The sequence below is a fragment of the Pseudomonas sp. ChxA genome, from assembly GCF_030263855.1.
GTDB classification, from domain to species: domain Bacteria; phylum Pseudomonadota; class Gammaproteobacteria; order Pseudomonadales; family Pseudomonadaceae; genus Aquipseudomonas; species Aquipseudomonas fluorescens_CB.
Genome location: NZ_JARPMK010000001.1, coordinates 2,450,178 through 2,474,305 on the forward strand (window position 1 = coordinate 2,450,178; position 24,128 = coordinate 2,474,305).

Genomic DNA, 24,128 nt, shown 5'->3' on the forward strand with positions numbered 1-24,128 from the left:
CGCGCCGTTGTGCGGTGGGTCAGATGCCGTTGACGATTAAGAATTGATGGATTTGAGGAGAAATATAGAAGATGGGCACGGAAGTTACATTGAAAATGGGAGGCGTGTGCATCGATTGGAGCAAAAATGGCCCAGGTAATGATCATGGGCAGCTATTTCAAAGTCACCACCAGAAGCGAGTCACTTGCGACCAGCTGGATTACAGCTATCCAGACCTTCCTTCGGAGTTCGTTGCTTCCATGGAGAGATCGATGTGTGCCTTGCTTAAAGACGTATTCCCTAGACTAGAGCTTCTAGGATTCACACTGGAAGCGGTGCGAGAACAATACGACTCCTATGTTTCGGAGTGGGAAGATACTCTGTATAGAATTCTTGAGGCCGAGGAAGCAGAGCTCATTGGCAGTTTCTTGAGCTTTGACGAGTTTTGCGAATTTGTAAAAAGTCATCCTCTTAAAGCTCTCGACGGATCGTACGATTCTAAATTCGTGATGACAGAACAATTCGTTAACGACCCCAGAACCTCAAAAGTGCCCGTTAATATCAATAATCTGGCTTATTCCGAGACGAGTCTATTTGGCGCTCTTGTTGGCTTTCTTCATCCTTATGCAGTATTGCGAGTGTGTGCGGAGTGTGAGGAAAATTTGGATTCAGAAATCCTTTGGAATTGGGGGCCAGTTGTCGAGGAAGGTTATGCTGAAGAAGCTGATTTTCAACCAGGAGCTGGCCGAAAGCATGCGTTCCTAATCGCCACTGAAGGCAGTTCTGATGTTCATATAATAAAACATGCCCTACATCTGCTAAAGCCTGAGATTGAGGATTTTTTTAGATTTATCGATGTTAGCGAAAGCCATCCATTTCCGGGGACTGGAGGCTTGGTGAAGTTTGCTGATGGTCTAATAAAGATTGATATCCAAAATAATGTTATTTTTGTTTTCGATAATGACGCTGAGGGCTATGAAGCATATTTGAAGATAACAAGAATGCCGTTGTTGGCAAATATGCGAGTAATGCTGTTGCCAGAGCTTAAGGCCTTCGAGTCATTCTTAACGAAGGGGCCAGGCGGGGAGTCGATGGCTGATATTAATAAGAGAGCAGCTGCAATTGAGTGTTATTTGGATTTGACAATAAGTGGTTATCCTCAGGCTAAGGTAGTGTGGACGACTTACAAAAAAGACTTGAATGCATATCATGGAGCTCTTGAGCATAAAGAGAGCTATGCTAGAGACTTTTTTAAGCAGACCGACAAGTCCATTTTGAACGGCGACTACGACACGTCTAAGCTCAGCGCACTTCTCGATGCTTTGATTCAAGAATGCTTTGCGATTGGAAAGATTTCAGCGCAAGAGTATGGCTGAAGAAGCTTTAACTGAGACGCATTTGCTGGGTCGGCTCTCTGTTAACAGCAGCAGGAATGATTTCAATCGCTAAGCTGGATGATCCTGGGCCGATGGGCAATCCGATAGTTTCGTTGCGTTTCCAGGTCAGCTTTTTCGGGCCGTGTACCTTTTCGATTTCAGTGGTCGACCGATCTACATTATTTCCCATCAATCGTACGCTTATCGACAAGTGAGCTTGAAAGTCGAATGCTCGAAGTATCATCTGTAAATGGGAGCGTGCAAGCAAGTATGCACGCCCCACACCACTAAGTATTAGTCTCGTATGTACCCGCTGACATAGTGCTCATGGCAATCGTCGCAAATGAACCCTGACTCAACCTCATGCTTTGCCGGCTCGCCACATTCGCATTCTTCACGGGAGATCCGGTGCGCGCTCTGACAACTAGGGCAGCGCGGGCTTTGCCGGTTCAGCTCATCGTCGACTGACTCGAAATCAGCCTCTGACGTGATGCACCCGCAATCGAGGCACTCGAAATCTTCCAGCTCTTCGTCGGATCCGTTGCTATCCCACATCTGAACGCCGCTCATGACCGACCCCCTTTGAGAAAACCAGGAATACGAATTTGCGGTTGTGGGTCAGGGTTGAACTCGCTGAAGTGCTCCCCCAGGATTGAGTCGAACCCGTGTGCTCGAAGGGTCTCAATGATCACGTGGCTAAGCGGCACCATACCATGACTCGTCTGCATCATCCTGTAAGTGGCATCGCCGAGCACATCGCGGAAAATTTCCGTCGAGTAGTCATCGCCGCCGTCGATAGACAGAAGCGCACACTGCGCAGCACCGTAGTAGTCTTTCTTGAAATGCAAAAACTCAGCGAGCACGCGTATAGCTTCGGGTTGCTTGTTTTCATACGCCATAAGCAGGTACTCAACACACTCAACCTTGTAGCCACCAGCGTCCGAAGCTAGGAAAAGGCCTGCCAGGTACTGAGAGTACACGTGACCTTTTTTTGCGAGTGACTTGTATTCCTTCAGGGTGGCTTCAGGCGTCCACACAGGAAGGTGCAGGAAAATATCCTTGTCCTTGTGGTACTCATCGCTCATCGGATACTGACTAAGGTTCTCCGAAAACGCGGCCTTGAACCGGGCGATAACCGTTTTACGGGCATCGCTGACCAGATCAGAATAGGAGTGACCGTATTGCTCTTTGGCGTAGGTAACGAAGGCCACACCGATCTTCGTACCCTCCGGTGCAGCCTTGAGAGCAGCCTCGCGAAGGTCTTTTACCTTGACCTTGATGCCCTTGTAGGGAATCGAAAGTGTGAGCTTAGAGGTATCAATCGCCTTGACGAGATGATCGAATGGGTTGCGCAGATGCATGAGATTTGAGATCTCGATGTCATGCTCACTCAGAGGGGCTCGTGCCCAGGCGTTCATCTTGTCTTTGCGGGTTTTTGGCTCATGGTTGTCAAAGCCAACCCGTGTGCCGGGCAGGATAAAGTCATTGCTGTCAAAGACTTTCTGCTGAATCGGTGTCCGTTCTTTACCCAGGATTGTGAGGGTGAATTCTTGCAGGCTTTTTGATTTCGTGTTCATAAGCACATTCTCCAAAATTTTGGGTTTTGGACAGTGTCAGGCCACTAAACAAAGTCCCTTTGCCAAATTGGAAAAGCGCTTCATTTGCATTGCTTTACATCAGTTCTGCTTTTACGACTGTTTGATTCCCACAGGTGGCCTATGGACATGGGGTCAGCCATGTGGGTAGAGAAAATATCCCCACTCTCCATAGCTGTCAAACGGAGATAGTCGCTTGTCGCCATATGGTCGGTGGTTCGGCAGAGCACGGCACTAGGAAAGGAATAGCTACCCTTAAGCGAGGCGGGCTTGCTGTAGGCGGAGCTAGCAGAGCCATCGAGTAGCTGAAGGAGGGCATTGAATGGGCGGAATACTTCTAATCCTGACTCGAGCGCGTTGCAATGAAGATAGGCTGATGGACTGAGTGATGGCAGTGAGCTATTTTCGCTTGCACGATAAAGCGCGAGACCGCGCGATGACTCAGGAAAGGAATCGACGCGATGATTTACCAATGCAATGGATGCAATAGGACTACCTTCGAGACAGCATGCCCATGGTGCATGGGCTCTCAGGTGTCGCCATCATCAGAGCTCACGCTGCGCCACCTTACGCCACTGGATCCTTCCTTTTACCCCGACTTTCAATACAGATCCAAAGGCTTGATTCAAGACTTTTTCGGGAAGAAGAAGGAGCAAGCCCAGCTCAACGATCTTCTCAACAACGTATTGAGAAAATATTCGGAGCTAAAGCAGCCGTACTTCACGAACTTCATTCACACCACCCGTGAGCGCGCAGGTAGCAGCGATGACGCAGGCGTACCCGGCCCACGGTTGGATGGTGTGTACAGCGAGAGGGAATTGTTCAGGGAAGTCTTGATTCGCAAAGGCTTTGACGAGCTTGAAGGGCTTCCATCTCTTCTGGACAAGCTGTTACAGACCACCGCCTTCAACTCTGCCTATCTGGGGTTCTCCAGAGAGTTGACGCGACACATTCGAACTGACCTTGCCGACACCTTACGTTCTTGGATTGAAGAGGCAGGAACGACCTTCAGGTCTGACTTGGCCTTGTTCTATTACTACCTGTGGGAAAATGACGTAGCTTTCCCCAATGTGCAATTCAACCCCCAAGCGGTTTCGACATCTGGTGTGCCACTCCTCCCGCTACCGGTTTTTCGGAATGGCCTGAGCCTCTGCGAAGAGATTTATTTCGATATTCTCGTCGAGCGGCTGGGATCTCAGCTAGAGCATTTTAATCCGAATCAGTTCATCACTATGTACCTGGTGGATGCCATGGATGGGTTTCAGTTTGAAGCCTTCTTGGTTGAGATCTTCCAGACCATTGGCTATGACGTCAAAGAGACCAAGAAGACGGCTGATCAAGGCGCCGACCTTTTCGTTACGCGATTCGGTAAAAACATGGTCATCCAGGCTAAGAACTACTCTGGCTCTGTAGGAAACGCGGCGGTGCAGCAAGCCATCTCTGCTAAAGCGTTCTACGGGTGCGACGAGGCTATGGTAGTCACGAATTCCTATTACACAAAGTCTGCAAAAGAATTGGCCGGCACGGCGGGCGTGCGGCTGATCGACCGGGATGGGCTTCAGAGTTATCTGGATGATTACAACCAGAAACTCATTGAGGCCTTCCAGGCCGAGGAAGAAAGCGCCTAACCTTTTCCATAAGTCTAGAAGGAATTATCCATGGCTCGAAATGTGTTCTTCAGTTTCCACTTCGCTAACGACTTCTGGCGTACTCAGCAGGTACGCAATATCGGCGCTTTGGAAGGGCAAAAGCTCTATGCCGCCAATGAATGGGAGGAGGTCAAAAAAAAGGGTGACGCGGCGATTAGGAAATGGATCGACGATAGCCTGGTCGGAAAATCATGTGTAGTTGTCCTCGTGGGCTCAGAAACCGCTACCCGGCCTTGGGTATTGGAGGAGGTCATTAAGGGGTGGAACGCAGGAAAAGGCGTTGTCGCCATTCGGATCAACCGTCTTTTAGATAACCATCAGAATACCTCCGTCGCTGGCTCTAACCCCTTCGATTCCGTCACGCTAAAAAATGGCACGGTGAGGCTATCCGGCTATGCGAAGCTGATGACTCCAGCGGGGAACGATAGTAAAGAGGTTTATGCTTCCATCCAGGCCAATATCGAAAGCTGGATCGAGGACGCCATCACTATTCGTAAAAATTACAAACCTTAAAACCTCACTACTCGTCCGTATGGGTGGTTTAGCTTGCCAATTGCACATATAAGAGCCCGATATGACCAAAGTGGCCATGAATCGTTTTCTCACCGAGTATCCTGACGCTTTGAATGATGGGCTCGGAGCTGTATTTATAGGCGCTGGTGTCTCCATGGCTGCAGGCTACCCTTCGTGGTCGGGCCTACTGAGTGACATCGCCGATGAGCTGGAAATCAATTCAAGAAATGTACACGACCTCGCCGCTCTTGCTCAGTGGAGCATCCAGGAGAGCGGTGGTGCCACTCGTGTTCGCAATGTCATCAGAAAAGAGATTGGCCCAGACAAGCCTATTCCTGAAACTTTGGATATCCTCGCCCGACTGCCTGTCAGGCATATTTGGACGACTAACTATGATCGGCTCGTGGAGCGCGCATTTGCGGCCATTAGCCGCCCGCTCAACTCTATTTCCGCCCCAAAAGATCTTGCTCTGAGAACCACCCCTGGCGCGGCATTGCTCTACAAAATGCACGGTTCGGTGGATCGTCTCGACGACATTGTGATATCCACAGATGACTACGAGCTTTTCCGATCCCGGCGTGGCCAATACCTCCCGCTATTCCAAGCACATCTGACCAGCATGTCGATGCTGTTCATCGGCATCAGTTTCACTGACCCAAATGTTAGACATGTGCTTTCGCTGATCAGAGAAAGTTTCACTGAGTCGCCCCCAGAACACTTTGCCATCGTCAGAGCGCCGAAAAGATCAGATTTCAAAACTAAGGATGAGTTCTCAGCCAGACTCGCTCAGCATAATCTTTGGACTAAAGACCTGAAGCGCTATGGTCTGCTTGCAGTAGAGATTGATAACTATGACGAGGTGCCCGCTCTCCTTCGGCAGATCGAAAGGCGGGTAGCCGCGCGCAGGATTTGGGTAAGCGGTAGCTGGCCACTTGAACACGGGGGCACTGAACCGGCGAATATTTATGCCTTGGCCGAAGAAGTTGGCCGCAAGGTAGGTGAGACCAATAGATATCTGGTCACGGGTGCTGGCTTATTGGTCGGCTCTGCTTCTCTGTCTGGCTTTCTTGCTGCTCTGCGCAACGGTGGAGGTTGGGATTTAGATCGCCGACTGATCGCTAGACCGTTTCCTCAGCCACTTAAGGGAGGAGTTCCCAAGGATAAGGAGTGGGCTGCCCTTCGTCAGGAGTTAGCCCGCCAGGCGGGTATTGCGATTTTCATTGGTGGTGCAAAGTTAGCTAATGGCCTCCCCATACCTGCGGAGGGAGTTGAACGGGAGTTCGAGTTTGCAAAGGCCGCTGGCGTTTTCGTTCTGCCTATTGGTGCTACAGGCGGGGCTGCCGAAAAAATATGTAACCAGCTTCAAGGTTCAGCACTTTCCTACAAGGGGAGCTCACCGATGCGACCTACCGATAAGGAGCTAAAAGCTCTGGCAGCTATTAATGCTTTAGCTACCGCAGAAGGCCGGACATCCTTGGTCAATTTAGTATTTCAGATCATTGATAGGGTCGCCCGTGTTGGTTGATATCATTATCTCAGGAAAGAAGTATGGCTCGTAATGTCACAACGGCGGAGCTAAGAAATATCTCCGCTAACAGCTCTCAAGCTACTCGCGATAACGTATTCAAATCTTTAGCAGCCACGGCATCTATGAGTACGTTTCTATCGCACTCCAGTAAAGATAAGGAAGTTCTACCTGGCGCGATTCAGGTACTTCAGAATCATGGGGCTTCTGTGTACATTGATGAAATCGACCCCGAAATGCCACCTTACACATCCGAGGAAACAGCAGCTTTACTCAAACAACGCATTGCGCAGACGAAAAGATTCGTGCTCCTTACTACTAAAAACAGCAAGGAGAGCCGGTGGGTGCCTTGGGAGTTAGGCATCGCTGATGGAGCGAAGGGGCTCTCAAAAATTGCAATATTTCCAGCCTCGGATTCTGCATATGATGATAGCTGGGTCAGCTGGGAGTACCTGGGCCTGTATCAAAGAGTCGTGTGGGGCTTATTGCAAGGACATCCGCAAGAGCTTTGGATGGTGCTCGATACAAAAGCAAATACGGCTGTCCCATTGAAAGACTGGCTAGCGGGGTACTGACCGAACCTCGTTGGCATGGTGTGCCCAAGTAGATTGTGCCTGGATGAGTGCTGGCGATAAACGCGCAGAAGATCAAAATCAAATAGCCGCACGTTGCGCACTAGCGACCTCAGACATTGGAGCCCCTAGAGTCGTGCGAAGCCACAAAGCCTCACAACGCGAGGCTGAGCGGAAAAGCACAACTACGCACACATCCATTAGGTGAGCGTCGGACGGAAGAAGCGTGGCGGACGGCGTCGGTGCAGCCGCTCATCGAAGAGAATACATCCCAAGCCGCTGAGTAATGCGAGACCTCCACCTATACCCAATGCGACCAGCCCCAGACCGAAGGTCGCAGGCACCTGCCATCCAAATGTTGAATTCAACCATTGAGGCATCAGCCCAAAAACTCCAAAGGCGATCAACGCACCGACTAACAAGCCCACCTTCATGGCGTTATCTCTCTCTTTCGCAGTAGAGCCGCGAATTACTTCCGCCCTACAGCCAAGACAGACATGGTTTTCCAGCCCGACGAATGACTTACAAAATGGGCAAATCCAGCCATCCTCCTGCTCTTCATCATCGGCTGGCAATTGCCTTGGTCGGCCTTCAACTTCATCGTTGGCTTCCTGCTCTGCGTCATGCTTCCAACTGAGCAACCGATGTACTGAATACCGCTTGGGGTCTACATCAATCATTCGGGCACAATTTTGACACAGCCAAATACCATTTCTTATTGAGCTTCGCTCGTCCGGTGTCATTGACTCATCAAACCGAGGGCCGCCATAAGCAGCGGCTGTAATGTGAGCGCCGACGCCGATCCGAGTTGCCTTTTCAGGATTGAAATTGGGGCCAGTTGTTAACTTTCTGCAGTCAGGCGCGGAGCATCTGTTTCCGGCTCGTTCTTGGAGGGTGCGAATCACCTCACGCTTGAACTCATCTCTACCATTCGAGGACGTCAAATCTCTGTCTCTTAAAAGGGGCATTCCAGCCATGCAAAGCTGGATTTACCCCAGGTACATTAGGTGCGAAACCTTTGGCTCCGACGTGGCAACAACCTCTGCATGCGGCTAATACCTGGGCGCTGAGTGCCGAAGGCAAGCCTCTTTAGAGGTCATGTGGAAACCACAATAGTGGCGCATAGGCATTACTGCAAGGCAGCCTACGACGCTACTTCTGGCATGAGGCGCACTCGTTCACAAGCCGCTGCAGTATCAGATGCCGCTGGAGTGAATCTTTGCTCCTGACTCGACGTCAGACTGTTGAGGGTGGAGGTTACATTGTTGCTGGCTTGGAGCTTGGTAACCCTCCGCATGAGTAAGGTGAGCAGGCAGCCCTTGGGCGGAACGCGTCAGACGGCGAATAGCTTGGTTCAAGACGCGGGCCTGCAAGGAGCGTCACGTTTTAGTTTAATCATGCACTGTGAGGGCCATCGGAGCGAAAGTAAGCGCCTGATCGCCGGCCCTGGAGGACATCGCAATCATCACCTCGTTACCTTTTACAAGAGCGATGTCACAGGTGCTCGAGACTGTTTCGCTGATGGCGGAAACTTCACTAATCAACGTAAGCATGTACGAGGCCACCAACTGTCTCACCTTATCAGTAGGATAAGAATCGAGTGCTGCAGTCACCACACTCTGCAGTTCGGCTTGCAACTCCTGCGCCTGCTCCAAAGAAAAACCGCCAGGGAAGCACATCACTTTTCCCTCGGTTAGCGCGCATAAGGATTCGGCGCTGTGATGCTGGTTGAAGTAAACGAACCGAGTAATCGCCTGATCATTTACCACAGTCGGATATGTGAACATCCATGAGGTCTCGGCTAGGTCTGCATGAAGGCGAGGGCTTTCGGCATGGAATTCTGAGAACGAGTCGCGGGTACGCAGGATCAAGTCCAAGACATGATCAGGGCTGTTGAAACCGTTGTCTCGAACAAACGATTTAACTGGATCTAGCATCGCCAATGAGCCCGCCCCGGTGATGACGCCAACTTTAGTCCTAACGATCTTTTCCTCGTTGTCACCGCAAGGGATTTTCACGCCGTCCTGGGTGATTTGGGTGACACGCTTATCGGCGGCGATGATGACCTCATCACCTAGATGAGCAACCAAAATACAAGTCATGACTTCTCTCTCTGAACATGAGGCAGGCAGGCTGAAGGCGCGATTATGAAAGCGCATCGACTGAGGACATGGCATGGTTCACTGTAGCCGAGCCATCAAGGCGCCCACTATTGAATATGGTTTTTAAAGCGGCTTCAGCAGGTTCTCAAGCGTCTGATGCTCCCACGTGCTAAGCAGGGCTATAGGGTCAGTCCCGTATCGATCTCCCGAGTCGAACGACCAGCGCCGTCCATCCGGGGTCACGCACGCTTCGCAGTAATCGAGCTCATCACAGTCGTTGAAAATCGTAATGCTCCATCCGTCGATGTCGACCATGAACATCCCGGTATAGAGCTTGTCCCACGTCCGAGGGCTTGCTCTAACCATCGTGCGCCGTCCAAACGCGACTTCGCGCAATACCTGACAAACCTCCCTTGCCGTGAGTGCTGGCATAGACTGGTCAGGGTAATCAGTTAAAGTCATAGAAGAATTCAGCCAGCTTTGATCGTTCTATCAAAAATACACCGGCATGCATGAACCAGGTACTCACAGGGAGGAGCAGATGAAGCTATTTTTGGACTGTGAGTTCACACAGCTGAACCGAGATACGAAGCTGATTTCCTTGGCGCTCGTGTCCGAAGCCGGGCACGAGTTTTACGTCGAGCTCACAGATACATATCTAGTGGGGGACTGCAGCGATTTCGTGATCCTGAACGTGCTGCCTCAGCTCAACCTAGCGGCGCACGGGCAAACCTTGGTCGAAGCCCAATCCTCACTGCTCGCTTTCCTGAGTGATCTGGAAGGCCCCCTCGAGGTTTGCTCCGATGCTCCAGAATGGGATTGGGATCTCTTCTGCCAACTAGCCTACGTAGATCATCGTTGGCCAGGTAACGTTGCCAATCGCGCGACTAACCTGATCCTGCTATTCAGGCATCTCGAAGCGGATGATATCGGCAACGTGACGCTCCCGGAACTTCCACATCACGCGCTGCTGGATGCTCGCCTCTTAGCCGACCTTTATCGTCGACTGACTGCCGATTCCAATCGAGGCGCTGAACATGGCTGATGATCTTCGTACGCTTGAGTCTGTTAGACGCAAAGCCCTCTGGACACTTTCGCACCTGGTGCCGGGCGACCCACAAGCTGTCGCTATTTTGAATGTGCTTGACGACATTGAAGACCAAGAGCGCGTCGACTTAAACCAGAGTCATCCACACCTCGATATTGATGCTGTCCGCAAAGCAGTCCTGATTGAGCGCCACAGTTCCGGTATCAACATCGTTGACGAGGCCAGTATTTCACAGCCGTGGCGTGAGCGTTTTCTACAAGCGAGCATCGGCTCGACGCGCTTGGTCGATGGCCCGTACGCCCTTGACTGGGACAAATTTCTGACTCAATGGCAGGCTGAAATGAAGCACTTGGATGCTCACATGTCTGCAAGGCGTGAGCATCAGCGTTAGGCGTCTGAGGGCCCTTCGATTGTCTACTTTGGATAGTGCTGACTATACTGGCAACACTAAATATCTGAGGTGTTACATGTCCCGTCTCGCTGAATTCCGCGCGCTTGAACAACAGCTTGCTGCCCAATTGGCAGAGCTTGAAACACTGAAAAACGATGATGGTCTGAAGCGCGAAATTGAATTCGAAACGAAACTACGTGACCTGCTAGGTGAGTATGGTTACAGCTTGCGCAACATCATCGCCATCCTGGATCCTCAGCCCAATAGCCGCCGCGCTCCAGCGGCTGCTGAGACTAAGAGCACCCGCAAGGCTCGCGCAGTCAAGGTCTACAAGAATCCTCACTCGGGCGAAGTCGTGGAGACGAAAGGCGGTAATCACAAAGTCCTGAAGGAATGGAAAGCCGAACATGGTTCCGACACAGTCGAGAGCTGGCTGGCCCAGTAAAGCTTTTGAATACAAATCGAGCTCTCTAGGAATCCTCCGGACAAGTCTACTTTTCGTTCGGAGAGCCCGCTGGAACCCTTAGTTTTACAGGGGGCTGGACAGCTCAAAACGACTTGTTCGGAATTTCTTAAAGCCCGTTTTGTTGGATGCTAAATGCATTACTGATTGGGCTCGAGGTGCTCCGTGGATCAGTGGCGATTCAAGGTACGTCATCATGTCTACTCGAAGTAATCCGACTGCTCATCGGATCACTCGCCCAACGATACGGTCATGAGCCATCAATCCAGCCTGAACCCCATCTGCACATCGGATGAAGGGTCTAAGTTCTTCCCTGTGCTGCCCTCGAATTTTCCGACATCCAACGACTGGAACCGGACAGGATTTTTCAGCTTTTGAACGTGTCTTTCATCGACTGATTGCTTGAGCCATTCAGTCAGCTGTTTCTTTGAGATATCCCATTGCTCGCTTAGCTCCTCAGCGGTTGCTGGACTATCCCGGAATGCCATCTTCCTTAGAAAAAATTGATAAAAACTCAGGTCGCCAATAGCTGTAGCGTGAGTCGAAGCAGAATTAGCATTCTGACTACTCCTACCATTATCTTGGGAGCGTTGGTGTGGCGCCTCCTCTCGAGGAGGATCCGATCTGACGGGCTCTTCTTCAGAGATAGACGCATCTTGGTCAGTTGGTGCTAGCTCCGGCACCATCTCTGGGTCAGACCCTAGCTTCGCTTGGGCGCCCAGCGTGTGCACATCCACATGCTCCGCTGCTGATTCCAGCCATTGCGCACCTTGTGCTACCAACGCGTAATTTCCGGATTCCGGGTTCGTATCTCGCTTAACCCACAGGGGCACCCAAGCTTTTTTCAAGTTTTCGATGGCTCCGTTCCAGGTTCCGCCTTTGGTTTCGGAGCGAACGACCACTGCAGCCTGACTCAGGCAGTAAATGTATTTGTTCCTAGCCATCGCATTGCCGGCGTTGAATCCGGCCTCGGGAAAAAATGGTGAAACCAGTACCAGGTTGTTGCTCATCAACCCATTCCGCCATTTGCTGGCTAGCGCTGCAGACAAAAGGCTATCAGCCATAATGCCGATTACAGTTCCTTCTTCGTTCAATCCGCCCTGCATCGCAGCTTCATCGACGCCCCGAGCGCCACCCGAGACTACGGTCATGCCGGCCATCGCGATGCGCTTACCTAAAGATGTGGCGTATGCAAGGTCGGCATCATCCGCCTTACGTGCGCCGACAACACCAATTCCACGTTGATTCAGCAGTCGCGGATTTCCACAGCCGAAGAGTATCGGTGGCGCGCTGTTACGTAGGTGATGCTTGAGCGCCTTAGGATAGTCAGCATCTGATCGAGTCAGCACCCACAATCCAGCCCGGCTCCACTTCTCCAAAGCCAAGGCCAGCGCATGGCCTCGCTCGAGCAACTGCTCGATACGCAGCAAGGGTATTTTTTCATCATGCCAGCCCTCAAGGACAGCATGTGGCTCAGCAGTCACTAAGTCCGCAGGCGTCTTCCCTTGCGCGTTTAACCATTGGGCAAATCGTCCCCATTCCGTCGGAGATAGCGGTTTGGCACCACCTACAGATTTTGAAAAATAAGACGTTAGTAGGAGGATCGACTGAGTATTGGTATTTATCATGCGTTGCTTGCCGTAGATGAGATTGCCAGCGGGTAGACGTGTTCGCTGCCCGCTTGTTTGAGCAGTGCGGCAATGACAGTCATTGTCCAGCCTGAATCGATCATGTCATCAACCAGCAGCACCGGGCCAGGAGGAATATATGCATTAACGGCGAACACACCATCTAGATTCCGACACTGGTGGAAGCGATTGTTTTGCCACTTTTGTGGCTCGTTTTGCCTTACCTTGATCACACAGTTGACGAAGGGAACCCCCAATGCATTCGCCAAGCGCTGAGCAAAGTCAGGTACTAACGTTGGATGCCCTAGAGAAGGCACGCAGCACAACCACGTAGGTTTAGGATTCGGTTGCCAGCGCGATTGGATCATTTCTGCCATGGCTGAAACCAGAGCATCGTCAAAATGGCCAAGCTCCTTGCCGTTGGCAGCTAATTCTCCCCAGCCTCCATCACGCCATTGTGAAAGGACTCTACCTTCAGCCGCCTGTATGTTGAGAGGGAGGTTGGTCGGGAAGCCGTAATGCTCAAAGCCTCCCTTGGCGATTTGCTTCTTGGGCTTGATTGGAAGCTCGGCATGGCGAATAAAGGTAGCGGCTTGATGTACCAATCTACCGTCTACTTTACTTGATACCAACTCCCTCTCTAGGCAGCGCACGCATTTCCCGCAATCATCATTTTCCGCGTCATCCAATGCATGTCGTAGGAACGCCATAAGGCACCTTGGTTCATTCAAGTATGCCAGAACCTGCTGCCATTCATGCTCGCGTAGCTCGGTAAGCCTGTTAACACGATTCTGATCCAGCTCGTAATGGATTGGGGTGCGTAGCCATTTGCTTTGGTGCTTGATGAGTGGCGCTGGGCTTTCCACGCTCAGGAGCTTGAGAATTTTCTCAATCTGTCCATGGGAGAGGTTGCTGTGCTCTTCCAGCTCACGAATCGTCAGCCCATTGAATTTCGCCAGGACACCGAGCAAATGATTGACCTGTCCTGCGGGCGGAAAAGCTGCTCGTCTGAAAAAAGCATGAATTTTCTCGTCCTCCCCCCCGGACATCAGCAAGCCCAGTGAATAATCGATTGCACGTCCTGCCCTACCTACCTGCTGGTAGTAGGCAACTATCGAGCTAGGCGCCTGATAGTGAATTACAAAGCCGAGGTCGGGCTTGTCATAGCCCATACCTAACGCGGTGGTCGCCACAAGCACCTTGAGCTTGTTTGCCAGCAGTTCATCTTCTAGGTGCTGGCGATATTGATCGCTATTGCCAAAGTCAGGGTGGGCCACATCACTATGGTAGGACGCTGCGTCGATTCCGTTAGCACGAAGCCAGCGGGCGACTTGCTCACTGTCGCGCTGGGTGAGCGCATAGACGATGCCCGTACCGGGTAAGGTTGGAATGGTCTGCGCTAACCATGCCAAACGGCTCGCTTGATCGGGCATGATCAAATTTTGTAACGCCAAACTTTCTCGAGTCAGAGGGCCACGGACGATGTTTATATCTCCAAACTGAGCCTGAATATCGTTCACCACCCGGGTATTCGCAGTCGCAGTTGTTCCCAAAACGGGTGTATTGGCGGGAAGGAAGCGCAGAATGTTGACGATACGCCGATAATCGGGCCTGAAATCATGCCCCCAGTCGGAAATGCAATGCGCCTCATCTATTACCATCAAGCCGATGCGATCCGCTATAGGCTGTAGAAAGGTTTCCATGAAGCCGTCATTTGCTAGCCGCTCTGGCGAGATTAATAAGCAATCTACTCGGTTGGCTTGCACATCCTTGCGAGCCTTTTCCCATTCGTGAGTATTGGTAGAGTTTATGGTCACGGCGTTGATCCCTAGCCGCCGAGCCGCGTCGATCTGGTTGCGCATCAGAGCTAGTAGGGGCGATATGATTATGGTTGGGCCTTGCCCTCGATCACGCAGAATTCGCGTGCTGATAAAGTAAACAGAGCTCTTGCCCCAACCAGTGCGTTGAACGACCAAAAGTTTCTTGCGATGGTTGACCAGAGCATCAATCGCCTCCCATTGCCCATCCCTAAACGCAGCGGCTCCGTTGTTGATGGCGACTTTCAGTAGTTTCTCTGCATCGTTCCGTTGCATAGCTTAAGTCCTTTTGATCAACCCTTCACAAGAATCGGGTCAAGATTTCCTACGGGAGAGGGTTAGCCCTCGAAGAGGTTTGGATGACGTCTTGCAGCGCAGTTTACGAAATTCCGGCATTAGGAACAGCCTATGGCTTTGCCTCTTGGCGCCACTGATTGGAAATGCGGCGCACCATTAGATATGTTGAATGATGCCGGCCTGATGCGTGCAGATGACTTCGACACGGAGGCATAGCACCCTAAAAATTTCTGTCTCCGAGGTTGCGCTAGCTACATGACCGATCTAAATGTAAGCGGAGCGCGCCGGCGCAGCCACAGAAGCAAGGATGGAAGCCCGCAGGGCAGAGACGCGAAAGCGGCTTTGTTCAGGACAGCAGTCCCGTAGGGTGCTCCCAGCCAGTTGTGTCGCTTTTGCTCTCGATTCGGCTAACGTACGACTTGGAATACGGAGGACATGTGAGTCGCGATACCAAAGACACTGTCTACTGCAACATCCAGATGCCAATGGCCCAGGGGCAAGAATTCCTACGGCTCATCTCCGAGCTGAGAGCTTCAGGTACCCATCCAGCACTTTAGCCGGTATTCGACGAGATCTAGAGCGAACTGGAGAGCTCGAATGAGTTCGTTGAGGAAATGCTTCAGGGGTCTGGCGGGATAGGTCGCCGCTTACCATGACTCGTCGAGTCACCCTCGGGTGTGCAGCGCCGTACCCCTGTCTGACCATAATCAAGTCAAAGCTAACACCGATTGCATGGCATCGATATTCGCGATCAGCGCTATGCGCAGGCAGTGAGCGGCTCACCGTGGGCAACTCACTACACTGCAGGTGCTTTATGCCCCATCCGGATTGCCATGTTTCTTTGAGAGGATGACAGCGCAGGCCAGATCATTTGCACGCGCTGTAGCTCCATCGCCTGAAGATCTTGCTGGTATTTGAGGCGCTTCAGATTGACCTTGAAGAAAGAAGGGCTGTGATCGATTTGATTGGCCTTGAGCCTCCAGAAGACCACGAACGCAAATTTCGGTGACAGGTTTTTATTGAGCTGGTAGTAGGCCAGTGCCTTAGAGAGAATTGGATTTTGTTCCGATATCGCCAAGCGCTGTAGGGCCTTCACGCATGACTCCCCCCGCATTTTTTCGGTGAGTCGCTCCAGCTTTTTCTTGGTATCGGATGCAGAGAGGCGCTGACCCGCTTCAAATACCGATACGCCGAATCTAAGTATGCATTGCGAGCCTACCCAAAGCGTCTGCGTCGTAAGAGCATTCCGGATCTCAAATTGGTACCGGAGCGACTCCTGATCACATAGCTCGCACGTCTCAGTAGGATGCTCATGATCGCGGATGACCTCAGTGAAAGACCATTCCTCAAAGGCTTTTGGCAAGGTATCGCCTACAGAAAGCGGAATGATGTTGTCCCAGACACGCTTTGGATAATCGTTCATGGCCATTGCAGCTCCGATCCCTGGCTGGTTCCTACCGCAGCATAACTGGTCAGACTTATTTTGCGATAGCGAGTCGCTGGCACAGGAAGGATCAAATAGGTGGTCATCAATACAAGCCAGCGGCGTGTCAGAGGCTTGCACCCCAACCATCCATGGCAGACGGAAGAGAGCTAAACCAATCCAGCGGCTTCCCGCTATCCGACATGACCAAGCGCTCGGCAACCAGAATCATCCAGGCGACGATTGGATGCTTCCCGCAAAGCAGTTCTGATTGAGCGCCACAGCTCCGGTATCAGCATTGTGCGCAAGGCAGGTATTCCCCAGCCATGGCGTGAGCGCTTTCTGCAAGCGAGCACCGGCTCGACGCGTCTGTTCGATGGCCCGTACGCCTATAACTGGGACGAATTTCTGACTCAATGGCAGGCTGAAATGCGGCGTTTAGATGCACATAGGGCTGCTAGACGACCGAGACATGTTGAGCCGTAGCAGCAGCCAGCTTCTGGAGATAAAGGCCTAAATCCTGAAATCCAGCCTCACGCAGTACCTCAGATACCTTCCCAGCGCGCTTCTCCGCTTTAGGCAGGAAAATCGCCGCCTGGTCAGTGTATGGACGTGGGAGATCCTTCCAGTAGTAGGTTGCCTCAAATCTCTGCATGGCTCTGTGAAAGTCCATTTGCTGTTTGCAGTGCCATGAGAACACAAACATGTCGAAATCGCGTCTTAGGCTCGCCAAGGCGAGCTGATTAATTCCGTAAACCTTATACCGACCTTTGAGTGGAACGTTGACCCCGATGCGTTTCGCGATGTACTTAGCCGCTGCGAAGTGATGGGAGCCTCCACTGTTGATCAAGAACACTCGTCCGTCCCATTCCCAAGTGGAGAAGTAATCGTGATCTTCTCTAGAGATGATCCGGATCTCGTTCCATCGGAGATTCTCTTCAAGCTTTTCTTGGGTAACAGGTGTGATCATTGGCTGCGAGTTGCGCTCAACCATGGCGTCCATGCTTTTGAACCTGCGCAGCTCTGACTTCGACGCGGAAAAGCCGTCGATCTGCTGAATGTCACAGTTCCAGCGCTGGATCTCCCTAACTGTACCCAAGCTTAGAAGATCCTCTCTGACTAGGCTGGTCGAGCCGTAGTTTTGATACGAGCCAGGGGAGCGTGTCCATCCGTTGAGCCTCCGTCGGTACATCCGACTGGTTTCGTACCCCAAGTCGCCAAAATCGTTCCAGCGCACCACTTCGCTTGCGCTGATACCCTTTTTATGTTCGACCAAGTGCCTGTTCAGGCCGACGTCTGCACGAAGCAAGTTTATCAGGGTCGCCGGCTGGCCGAAGTCTTCCAGTAAAGAGTCGCAGAGGAATTTGATCGCTTTCTTAAGCATTGGCGCTTCCTATATGTCTACCCCGGCGCGATGCACGAGATGTCTCAGCACAGAGTGCAGCACTGCGATATGGAAGGCTAACCGAAACATAGCTGCAAATTCCGGATGAGGTTGCTACGACCTAGACCACGAAAGGCTTGTCTAGGCGACAGGATCAAATCTCTGTGTAAGCAGGCGAGGAAGGCAGACCAGTTTTCGGAAGTCCGCCTAGCTGCTCCTGCCGTGGTATGGCTTTAGGTCGTAGACGTTTTGTACCTGAATCGCAGGCCTTTATCTGCACCGCAACGTGGTTAATCCCTAGCGAAAGCTATTTCTTAACCAAGCCTTTATACAGCTCTCGGGCGGAAAAAATCTGGTCTCGAATCTCTTCAGGGTCAATCCTCATGCCACCACGAGGCGTGACCTGAAGCGTCTTTAAGCGGTTCGCAGCCTTGATGAATTCCCGTTCTTCCACCTGAACCCACTCGGGGCGCTTGTCTTTCCAAAATAGCCAACCCATTTGCCCGGCCTCATCTTTGATCGGATGCTCAGCAGTATGTGGGAGCGGTAGCCAATGTCCAAGCAAGAAGGTGAGTCGGATCGCTCTGCAAGCGGAGCGCGCAGACCATGATGGTCGAAGAGCGTAAGGATGGAAACCCGAAGGGCCGAGACCCAGCGTAGCGGGGCTCGGTTTACGACAGCCTCCCCCGGAGGGGTACGCCCGACTACTGGAAATGCAAAGGTTACCGTACAGCTCGTTGATCAAATGACCGCGGCACTACGCCCAGCGCGGAAAGATCGTATGTCCTGCGCAATGCCACCTCGTCTTCAGAAGACACCCTCGCATGAGTAAAGATCGTCGACAGAAAGCGTCTCCTTTCGCCGTTGCCAAGCTCAGACCAAATCCTCGGCTGTCCTTGCGCGTCTGGGACTGCAAGGCGGTCTAGGAAATACTCTTCAAGACTGTGCAGGCGTTGCTGACCATCAACCAGAATCTCGCTGTTTTCGGCCAACGCCCTGCCAGCGATCTCTGGCTCGTACCAGTCATTCGTGAGGTAGCTCCCCAGATCCCCACCTGACCATACTGCTGAGATGAAGCGAGACTTCTGTCCGATGTTCCATTCCAGCCCGCGCGACCAGGTTGGCACTGGCATGCCCATAACGAATCGCGCTGCCCATGGACAATGCTCATGAGCGGAGGAGGGATCTACGAGATACTTTTCCCAGTGGCCCACTAAGACCTCGATGGGACAATGACTGACGGTCGTGGGCAGAAGACGCTGCGGCATATGGATGTGCCGGTCTGATGTTCCGCCGTCGGCGTAGCGTTTAAAAAAGGAAGTCATGGTTTTCCTGGGGCGTTCAGATAAGGCGAAGTGTTCGATTCAGTACGGGTGCATCGCCAGGCGTCGACCGCTTCGATGATCAACAGATCTCGTTCGATAGAAACGTGGATCTGGTCACTATCGACAAGCGCGTGCACATAGCCTTCGACGTGGGATGCTGCCTTATCGAATGCGGAAGGTGAGTCGGATGACTCAATGTAACTAATCAGTCGTTCCCAGGTTCTCCGCTGACGGTTGCCCAGGATCGTCTCGGGAAACGATATCGCTCCCCGCAGAATCTGAATGGATGCAGGCTTTGATTCGGTCAAGGCTCGTTTCTCACCGTGTACATACAATTGAAAACGGTGTGTTTTGGCGAAACTTGAGCTGGATGGAGGATTTTTTTTTCAGATGCTGCAGAGGCGCGAATGCCCCCTTCAGCAATAGAAGGCATTCGCGATATGTGTAAAGCGGAAAACGAAAAGATCATGCGTTCGATCATATATCACCGACCCTGACGCCTGAATCTGAGGTCTAGTGAACCACTGCGACGTTTGCTTTCAAGAAGCGCTTATCGTGATCTGCCGCTGGAAGGTGGGTGGAGTCGTACTGACCAAACAACCGATAGCGATTTACCGCGATCTTGTCGTACATCCAATCTCGCATGGCTGCTGGTACAACGCGTGCAGCTGTGAGCCAGCGTAACGGGGCATTTAGGCGACCTAAAATCTCGAACATCGCCTCAGAACGTATGGAAACCTTGTTGTTTGAGATGAGAACAATGGTGTTGAACTTGTCCTGCGGCAGCTCGGCCCACCTCAAAAGCTCTTGACCCTCAGGCGACTCAACTGCAGCGAGCTGAATTCGGTGAGCCTTGTCATAATGGATGATGAACCGCGCCCACCCGTTGCAGAGCTTGCATGTGCCGTCGAAGAGAACTGCCGTGTCGCCCGATTGTAGGAACGGGGCAGGGGATTCGGTTTTCGTGGTCATTTAGTCTGCTGTTTCATTTACAGTTCCCTGCCTTTCGGTAGCCCGCAGATTTAGCAGCGGATTCTGAGTCGAAGGTTACCTGGTTCTTCGAGGACACCTTGTCGTAGCTTGGGCAACCTTCAGGTAGATGGTAAACGTGGCTTTTACTATTGCCAATGATGTACCCGGCTGACTCAGAGCGTGATGCGGTTGTTGTTTTTGGTGATTGCGCCGACTTTGCCGTAATGCCGATGACCACTCCGTCACCCACCGGCTTATAGCCATGAGTCCAACTCCGTTCTTTAGTCACGAAAGGATTGGGATGCCCCATGATCGCGGTGATACGGTTATTTCGCTCCTTTTCCCAAGGCGTAACCGGAAATTGCTTGTCCCATGCCATCAGAAGCTGTTGCTGCTGGCGAGACATATTAAGGTTGTACCGGTCGAACATGTAGAAGGTTGTCCTTGCTACCAAACCCTTCACTTCGTCTCGTGGTTCAGCCGCACGCTGCTCGAAATCGACTTTGGTTTTGCACTGTCCATACTGTGGTGCGACCTGGGTAGCCATTCCATAATTGAAATTACTGCGGTCGCCATTGACCTCTCCAACCGCAGGGTAGAGGTTGAACAGATCGGCTTCCATTGCCTTAAAAACAGGGTCGTCACTGACGCAGTGTTCGCGACCACCGCTCTGCCAGCATTGTCGCTGATGACCGAAAGTCCATGCTGGAACCATGTGTTCCCACTCAGTGCGCTGCGCTCGGGTTTCTTGCTTGCGGGCTTGAAGCCCACAGGAGGCAGCGTCGATACGGCCACCAGACTTCCCAACCCAAGTCCATTGGCAGCCGCAGTACAGGTCGCCTTGAGTGCTATTTGCCTGATCTAGATAAACCTTCTGCTTGGCTATGACTTTGGCTTCGGAAAATGTGGCGGGGGGATTTGAAAGGGCAGGATTGATCGTGGATAGGGACAGGGCTAATACGTAAAACAGATTTTTCATTATTGATCGAATTAGAAATCAGGGCTGAGTATTGTATACCCAAGCTCTCCCATGATGCTTGCCGTTGTCCATGCAAGCCCATCCATGAGCTTTAAGTTGTCGATTTTATATTAGCGGGATAGTGGAGGCACATCTAAAGTCGACACTCATACGACTCCAGGCATTTCTAGGTAACTACAAGCCAGGGTCGTTGTGATGTCCGTGATTTTAAGATACCACGGCAAAACCTTGGCGGGCATCCACTGAAAAGCGTATTGGATAAATTCATGCCAAATCCCAACCTCGACATACAAAGCTTGTTCACTGGCCAGTAATGGCGTTTGAGGTTGAGCAGTTATTTTAGGAGTAGTGTCACTCCACGGGGCATCGACATTGTCCATGGTTGTCAGAGATAGGTACGTATGAAAGGCAATTGAATGAGCGACCGGAGCTTTGAGTAATTATTTTTAGTCTGGCACGTTACTCTTTTTTGCTCACCCGAGATGTTGCGTACCGCTATATGGCTTTCAAATCCTCTAAGTCCATGCCGCTTAGAGGCTTATCTAATAATGTTTAGACAATATAAGGGGGGAATTGCGATTCTGGCTGGAACGTATTCATGATGGCACCCCATGGTGGGACGGTCGCTCGATTATTCGACTAGCTTGAAAGTAGTCTGGAGCTGTATGGCTTGCCTTTCGATGATTTGCTCTAATTCCATTATCTTTACTTTTAGCTTAATAATTGTATTGGCCTGGTTTCGTGATCGTTGAATGGATAAATTATTTATGGCCGCAGTCATAGCCTCAGCTAGCTTCAAATTAGTAATTCGAGATAACTCGTCCTTTTGAAACTTTGATATAATCTCAATTTCCTTTTTTGTTCGAATTCGACCGCTTTTGTTTGAGTTGGCATCAATGCTATTAACAGCAAGTTCCAACTCTTCATTTAGCTCAATGATTAGCTTGCAGATATCCGGTTGTCTCCTAGCAGAAAGTATGCTTGGGCTAAATCCGCAGGCTTCTGCAATTTTTTTTGCTATAAGACGCCTGTCTTTGATAGAGCTGGCAACCCCTAAGTTAATTGCTTTCAGAATCTGGTTTCGCTGTACGATAACCTCTCTATATAATTTCAAGGTTGTAGTGGATTTCGCCCAGTCGGGCGGCGTTTCGTCGACTAAAGGTTTGTAGAATGTTGCTAATGAGAAGTCCATTACTTTCCTTCAAGTCGTTTTTTGATGTTTTGTACAATGTCGGCACTCAGCTTTCCAATAGCCTTAATCGGATGAGTATTGGAAATGTGTTGGTGTTGAATACCCACCCGTATAAGGTTTTTCTCTTGGAGTGGGTTATGCATACCATTTGGACATGTCGGACAAATGGTTGGGCCACTTCCGCCATCAATATCAGGAAGACGGCTGACAGGATCATAGCATTTAGCCGTTTTCTCAGAGCCTTTAAAGAATACGCAAAAGCCCCACTCTGTAGCCGAAAATCGTTCAATTTTAGAGGAGATATCTTGAATTTTTGTGTCGAGTTCTTCACAGGTTATCGTTGAGATGTTACCAACAGCCTTAATGATTCTTCTTGCGGCAGGCCCAGTGAAGCGATCACCCAAAACGGTCTTGGCAATGCGCATTACTACCTCTTGGGAATAATCTTCCTCTAAACTGTTTTTAATAGCCTCGTTCAGTTTGAGTTTAGTATAAGCTTTAGTCATAGAAGAACCGGAGCTATGTAAGAAGTGCTCGCGAATACGCTCCTCAACATTCCCGTCCATTCGACGAAGAGCGAACGCAGCCCAAGTGTGGCGGCATTGATGGGGCGAAATTCTTTCACATTCTTTCTTTAGGATTGGAAAATCGTTCAAAGTAAAATTTTGATAAAAATCGTTGAGCCACTTTGAAACTGTTTTGAGGTTAAATGACGAAGTTCCTAAGGCCCATTGCTGTATGTTTTCCTCAAGTTGAAGTGCGGCTGTGGCGGCACCTTCCATGAACCCTCGGTGAAAAAAGTTCAAGCTATATTTTTCGGGGTCAAGATAGCTAATATCTTGTAAGCACTTAGCCGCTAAAGCGGTTAAGTCATGCAAAACTCGCGGTACTCGTAAACCTTCGCGGGTTTTAAAAATGCTTGCTTTATAAACCCATTCGCCATGTTTTTTTTCATAATCGCAAAATCGTAAAGACACTATCTCTGATATTCTAAAGCCGCTTAGTAGCAGTAGAATTGTTAGAGACGCCTTCATCAGGTTCTTGCAAAATTCACTTAATCCGCCGACACTTTTCCATGGCAATTTAGTAAGGTCGCCCAGCCCTGCCTCTTGAAAGGTTTCGCCAAAATCTTTATCTATAGGTAGGAGATTTTCTGAATGCCTATCTCTAAAGTAGCGTTGTAACCGGTCAAGCTTACTACCTGACTTTTTCCAAAAGCAGTTCGACGGGTGAACAGTATGTCTACGCCATACGGAGAAAAAAGAATAAGCTGCGACAGCTTCCTTGCTTTCAAGTAATTCGATTGCATTGGCGAGCAAAACAGAGGCGATAGGTAGTGGAATCATGCCGTACGAGTCACCATCCTGCCATTCTTCATATGTTAGTCCGCGCTCTAACAGCAACGGCTCCATAATGTCCCGTCGAGTTTGGTCGTTAATGTTGAACTGAAAACCGTCAGGTAGAGTACCTTGGGTATGTTGATTCCGGCTCTGGTTTATAAACATACAGTAATTTTTTAGCGCGTGAGAAGCGTATAGTGGAGCTATAGGCGACGTAGTTGCCTCCTTCACCATCTGCATCCTTACAAACTCGATTATGTCCTGCCTGCTCCAATCCCATAAAGCGATGTCGGGATGAATAGAATGCCAGTATTCACAAATTTTTTGAATGTAGTCCTTACCATTTTTGGCAGTTGGAAAACGTGAAACTACGATTCGGTTTTCGTCATCCGCAAAGTTATTCACGTATGTGCTATTAACGAAAAGCATTTGCCCATATTTGATTATTTTTTTGCTGCAATTCCACTCAAAAGGGAGCGCTGCAATTTTATCATCAAAATGGTTGTGGATATGAAAGATTGGGTCACCGAAATTATTTACTTTTTTAAATTTTTGCAT

The 24,128-nt window shown here is 50.7% G+C and carries 22 protein-coding genes; 8 read left to right on the top strand and 14 right to left on the bottom strand.

The features are described 5' to 3' along the window. Positions 1-71 precede the first annotated feature (71 nt). On the top strand, positions 72-1,355 hold the full coding sequence (locus P5706_RS11035) for a HEPN/Toprim-associated domain-containing protein (RefSeq protein WP_285679261.1): 1,284 nt from the start codon (positions 72-74) through the stop codon (positions 1,353-1,355). Positions 1,356-1,921: 566 nt separating this feature from the next. Here P5706_RS11035 and P5706_RS11040 read toward each other — a convergent pair. Continuing rightward, positions 1,922-2,932 carry a hypothetical protein gene (locus tag P5706_RS11040; RefSeq protein ID WP_285679262.1) on the bottom strand — a complete coding sequence of 337 codons (1,011 nt, stop codon included), beginning with the start codon at positions 2,930-2,932 and terminating at the stop codon, positions 1,922-1,924. Positions 2,933-3,411: 479 nt separating this feature from the next. On the opposite strand from P5706_RS11040, the gene P5706_RS11045 reads away from it, so the two are divergent. From P5706_RS11045 to P5706_RS11060, 4 genes are all read left to right on the top strand, one after another. Continuing rightward, positions 3,412-4,578 (top strand): restriction endonuclease, encoded by a 1,167-nt coding sequence (locus P5706_RS11045; protein ID WP_285679263.1) that lies wholly within the window; start codon positions 3,412-3,414, stop codon positions 4,576-4,578. 30 nt (positions 4,579-4,608) lie between these two features. Next, the gene (locus tag P5706_RS11050) at positions 4,609-5,112 is read left to right on the top strand and encodes a TIR domain-containing protein (protein WP_285679264.1); all 504 of its coding nucleotides are present in this window, start codon (positions 4,609-4,611) and stop codon (positions 5,110-5,112) included. Positions 5,113-5,173: 61 nt separating this feature from the next. Then, on the top strand, positions 5,174-6,637 hold the full coding sequence (locus P5706_RS11055; protein ID WP_285679265.1) for an SIR2 family protein: 1,464 nt from the start codon (positions 5,174-5,176) through the stop codon (positions 6,635-6,637). 23 nt (positions 6,638-6,660) lie between these two features. After that, positions 6,661-7,212, top strand: coding sequence for a toll/interleukin-1 receptor domain-containing protein (locus tag P5706_RS11060; protein ID WP_285679266.1), 552 nt, complete (start codon positions 6,661-6,663; stop codon positions 7,210-7,212). A 197-nt stretch (positions 7,213-7,409) separates the two neighbouring features. Here the strand turns inward: P5706_RS11060 and P5706_RS11065 are convergent, their stop codons facing one another. From P5706_RS11065 to P5706_RS37185, 3 genes are all read right to left on the bottom strand, one after another. Continuing rightward, entirely contained in the window at positions 7,410-7,889 is a 480-nt protein-coding gene (locus P5706_RS11065; RefSeq protein WP_059404013.1) for a hypothetical protein, read from the bottom strand. 711 nt (positions 7,890-8,600) lie between these two features. After that, positions 8,601-9,311 carry a hypothetical protein gene (locus tag P5706_RS11070; protein WP_285679267.1) on the bottom strand — a complete coding sequence of 237 codons (711 nt, stop codon included), beginning with the start codon at positions 9,309-9,311 and terminating at the stop codon, positions 8,601-8,603. A gap of 123 nt (positions 9,312-9,434) precedes the next feature. Beyond that, positions 9,435-9,773 (bottom strand): DUF7693 family protein, encoded by a 339-nt coding sequence (locus P5706_RS37185; RefSeq protein WP_502945464.1) that lies wholly within the window; start codon positions 9,771-9,773, stop codon positions 9,435-9,437. Positions 9,774-9,819: 46 nt separating this feature from the next. On the opposite strand from P5706_RS37185, the gene P5706_RS11075 reads away from it, so the two are divergent. The 3 genes from P5706_RS11075 (at position 9,820) to P5706_RS11085 (ending at position 11,195) form a co-directional block, all read left to right on the top strand. Further along, positions 9,820-10,356 carry a 3'-5' exoribonuclease gene (locus P5706_RS11075; RefSeq protein WP_003191391.1) on the top strand — a complete coding sequence of 179 codons (537 nt, stop codon included), beginning with the start codon at positions 9,820-9,822 and terminating at the stop codon, positions 10,354-10,356. Further along, a complete protein-coding gene (locus tag P5706_RS11080; RefSeq protein WP_285679268.1) occupies positions 10,349-10,750 on the top strand; it encodes a hypothetical protein in 402 nt (133 codons plus the stop codon). Before P5706_RS11075 ends, P5706_RS11080 begins: the two co-directional genes overlap by 8 nt. 76 nt (positions 10,751-10,826) lie before the next feature. Then, positions 10,827-11,195 (top strand): histone-like nucleoid-structuring protein, MvaT/MvaU family, encoded by a 369-nt coding sequence (locus P5706_RS11085; protein WP_285679269.1) that lies wholly within the window; start codon positions 10,827-10,829, stop codon positions 11,193-11,195. Positions 11,196-11,473: 278 nt separating this feature from the next. Here the strand turns inward: P5706_RS11085 and P5706_RS11090 are convergent, their stop codons facing one another. The 10 genes from P5706_RS11090 to P5706_RS11140 all read right to left on the bottom strand — a co-directional run bounded on the left by P5706_RS11090 (position 11,474) and on the right by P5706_RS11140 (position 24,128). Beyond that, on the bottom strand, positions 11,474-12,841 hold the full coding sequence (locus P5706_RS11090; protein ID WP_285679270.1) for a DNA-processing protein DprA: 1,368 nt from the start codon (positions 12,839-12,841) through the stop codon (positions 11,474-11,476). Next, a complete protein-coding gene (locus P5706_RS11095; protein ID WP_285679271.1) occupies positions 12,838-14,934 on the bottom strand; it encodes a RecQ family ATP-dependent DNA helicase in 2,097 nt (698 codons plus the stop codon). Before P5706_RS11095 ends, P5706_RS11090 begins: the two co-directional genes overlap by 4 nt. A gap of 817 nt (positions 14,935-15,751) precedes the next feature. Then, positions 15,752-16,384 (bottom strand): hypothetical protein, encoded by a 633-nt coding sequence (locus P5706_RS11105; RefSeq protein ID WP_122556368.1) that lies wholly within the window; start codon positions 16,382-16,384, stop codon positions 15,752-15,754. Positions 16,385-16,835: 451 nt separating this feature from the next. Beyond that, complete coding sequence (locus tag P5706_RS11110) at positions 16,836-17,762, bottom strand: DUF6685 family protein (RefSeq protein WP_285679272.1); 927 nt, start codon at positions 17,760-17,762, stop codon at positions 16,836-16,838. A 307-nt stretch (positions 17,763-18,069) separates the two neighbouring features. After that, positions 18,070-18,261 (bottom strand): hypothetical protein, encoded by a 192-nt coding sequence (locus P5706_RS11115; RefSeq protein WP_285679273.1) that lies wholly within the window; start codon positions 18,259-18,261, stop codon positions 18,070-18,072. 223 nt (positions 18,262-18,484) lie between these two features. After that, positions 18,485-19,087, bottom strand: coding sequence for a DUF262 domain-containing protein (locus P5706_RS11120; RefSeq protein WP_285679274.1), 603 nt, complete (start codon positions 19,085-19,087; stop codon positions 18,485-18,487). A gap of 513 nt (positions 19,088-19,600) precedes the next feature. Further along, on the bottom strand, positions 19,601-20,059 hold the full coding sequence (locus tag P5706_RS11125; protein ID WP_285679275.1) for a thiol-disulfide oxidoreductase DCC family protein: 459 nt from the start codon (positions 20,057-20,059) through the stop codon (positions 19,601-19,603). A gap of 13 nt (positions 20,060-20,072) precedes the next feature. Then, on the bottom strand, positions 20,073-21,038 hold the full coding sequence (locus P5706_RS11130) for an endonuclease (RefSeq protein ID WP_285679276.1): 966 nt from the start codon (positions 21,036-21,038) through the stop codon (positions 20,073-20,075). Positions 21,039-21,669: 631 nt separating this feature from the next. Continuing rightward, positions 21,670-22,230: a hypothetical protein gene (locus P5706_RS11135; RefSeq protein ID WP_285679277.1), complete on the bottom strand. Its 561-nt coding sequence runs from the start codon at positions 22,228-22,230 to the stop codon at positions 21,670-21,672. Then, positions 22,230-24,128, bottom strand: a complete 1,899-nt coding sequence (locus P5706_RS11140; protein ID WP_285679278.1) for a site-specific integrase — start codon at positions 24,126-24,128, stop codon at positions 22,230-22,232. The genes P5706_RS11135 and P5706_RS11140 overlap by 1 nt, the downstream gene beginning before the upstream one ends.

Bases quoted from the DNA above. Each gene is read 5' to 3' on its own strand.
- P5706_RS11035 (WP_285679261.1), top strand. From the start codon at position 72: ATGGGCACGGAAGTTACATTGAAAATGGGAGGCGTGTGCATCGATTGG.
- P5706_RS11075 (WP_003191391.1), top strand. From the start codon at position 9,820: ATGCATGAACCAGGTACTCACAGGGAGGAGCAGATGAAGCTATTTTTG.
- P5706_RS11040 (WP_285679262.1), bottom strand. From the start codon at position 2,932: ATGAACACGAAATCAAAAAGCCTGCAAGAATTCACCCTCACAATCCTG.
- P5706_RS11110 (WP_285679272.1), bottom strand. From the start codon at position 17,762: ATGCTTAAGAAAGCGATCAAATTCCTCTGCGACTCTTTACTGGAAGAC.
- P5706_RS11095 (WP_285679271.1), bottom strand. From the start codon at position 14,934: ATGCAACGGAACGATGCAGAGAAACTACTGAAAGTCGCCATCAACAAC.
- P5706_RS37185 (WP_502945464.1), bottom strand. From the start codon at position 9,773: ATGACTTTAACTGATTACCCTGACCAGTCTATGCCAGCACTCACGGCA.
- P5706_RS11065 (WP_059404013.1), bottom strand. From the start codon at position 7,889: ATGATTGATGTAGACCCCAAGCGGTATTCAGTACATCGGTTGCTCAGT.
- P5706_RS11115 (WP_285679273.1), bottom strand. From the start codon at position 18,261: ATGGGTTGGCTATTTTGGAAAGACAAGCGCCCCGAGTGGGTTCAGGTG.
- P5706_RS11045 (WP_285679263.1), top strand. From the start codon at position 3,412: ATGATTTACCAATGCAATGGATGCAATAGGACTACCTTCGAGACAGCA.
- P5706_RS11140 (WP_285679278.1), bottom strand. From the start codon at position 24,128: ATGCAAAAATTTAAAAAAGTAAATAATTTCGGTGACCCAATCTTTCAT.
- P5706_RS11070 (WP_285679267.1), bottom strand. From the start codon at position 9,311: ATGACTTGTATTTTGGTTGCTCATCTAGGTGATGAGGTCATCATCGCC.
- P5706_RS11120 (WP_285679274.1), bottom strand. From the start codon at position 19,087: ATGACTTCCTTTTTTAAACGCTACGCCGACGGCGGAACATCAGACCGG.
- P5706_RS11080 (WP_285679268.1), top strand. From the start codon at position 10,349: ATGGCTGATGATCTTCGTACGCTTGAGTCTGTTAGACGCAAAGCCCTC.
- P5706_RS11135 (WP_285679277.1), bottom strand. From the start codon at position 22,230: ATGGACTTCTCATTAGCAACATTCTACAAACCTTTAGTCGACGAAACG.
- P5706_RS11125 (WP_285679275.1), bottom strand. From the start codon at position 20,059: ATGACCACGAAAACCGAATCCCCTGCCCCGTTCCTACAATCGGGCGAC.
- P5706_RS11055 (WP_285679265.1), top strand. From the start codon at position 5,174: ATGACCAAAGTGGCCATGAATCGTTTTCTCACCGAGTATCCTGACGCT.
- P5706_RS11105 (WP_122556368.1), bottom strand. From the start codon at position 16,384: ATGGCCATGAACGATTATCCAAAGCGTGTCTGGGACAACATCATTCCG.
- P5706_RS11085 (WP_285679269.1), top strand. From the start codon at position 10,827: ATGTCCCGTCTCGCTGAATTCCGCGCGCTTGAACAACAGCTTGCTGCC.
- P5706_RS11060 (WP_285679266.1), top strand. From the start codon at position 6,661: ATGGCTCGTAATGTCACAACGGCGGAGCTAAGAAATATCTCCGCTAAC.
- P5706_RS11050 (WP_285679264.1), top strand. From the start codon at position 4,609: ATGGCTCGAAATGTGTTCTTCAGTTTCCACTTCGCTAACGACTTCTGG.
- P5706_RS11130 (WP_285679276.1), bottom strand. From the start codon at position 21,038: ATGAAAAATCTGTTTTACGTATTAGCCCTGTCCCTATCCACGATCAAT.
- P5706_RS11090 (WP_285679270.1), bottom strand. From the start codon at position 12,841: ATGATAAATACCAATACTCAGTCGATCCTCCTACTAACGTCTTATTTT.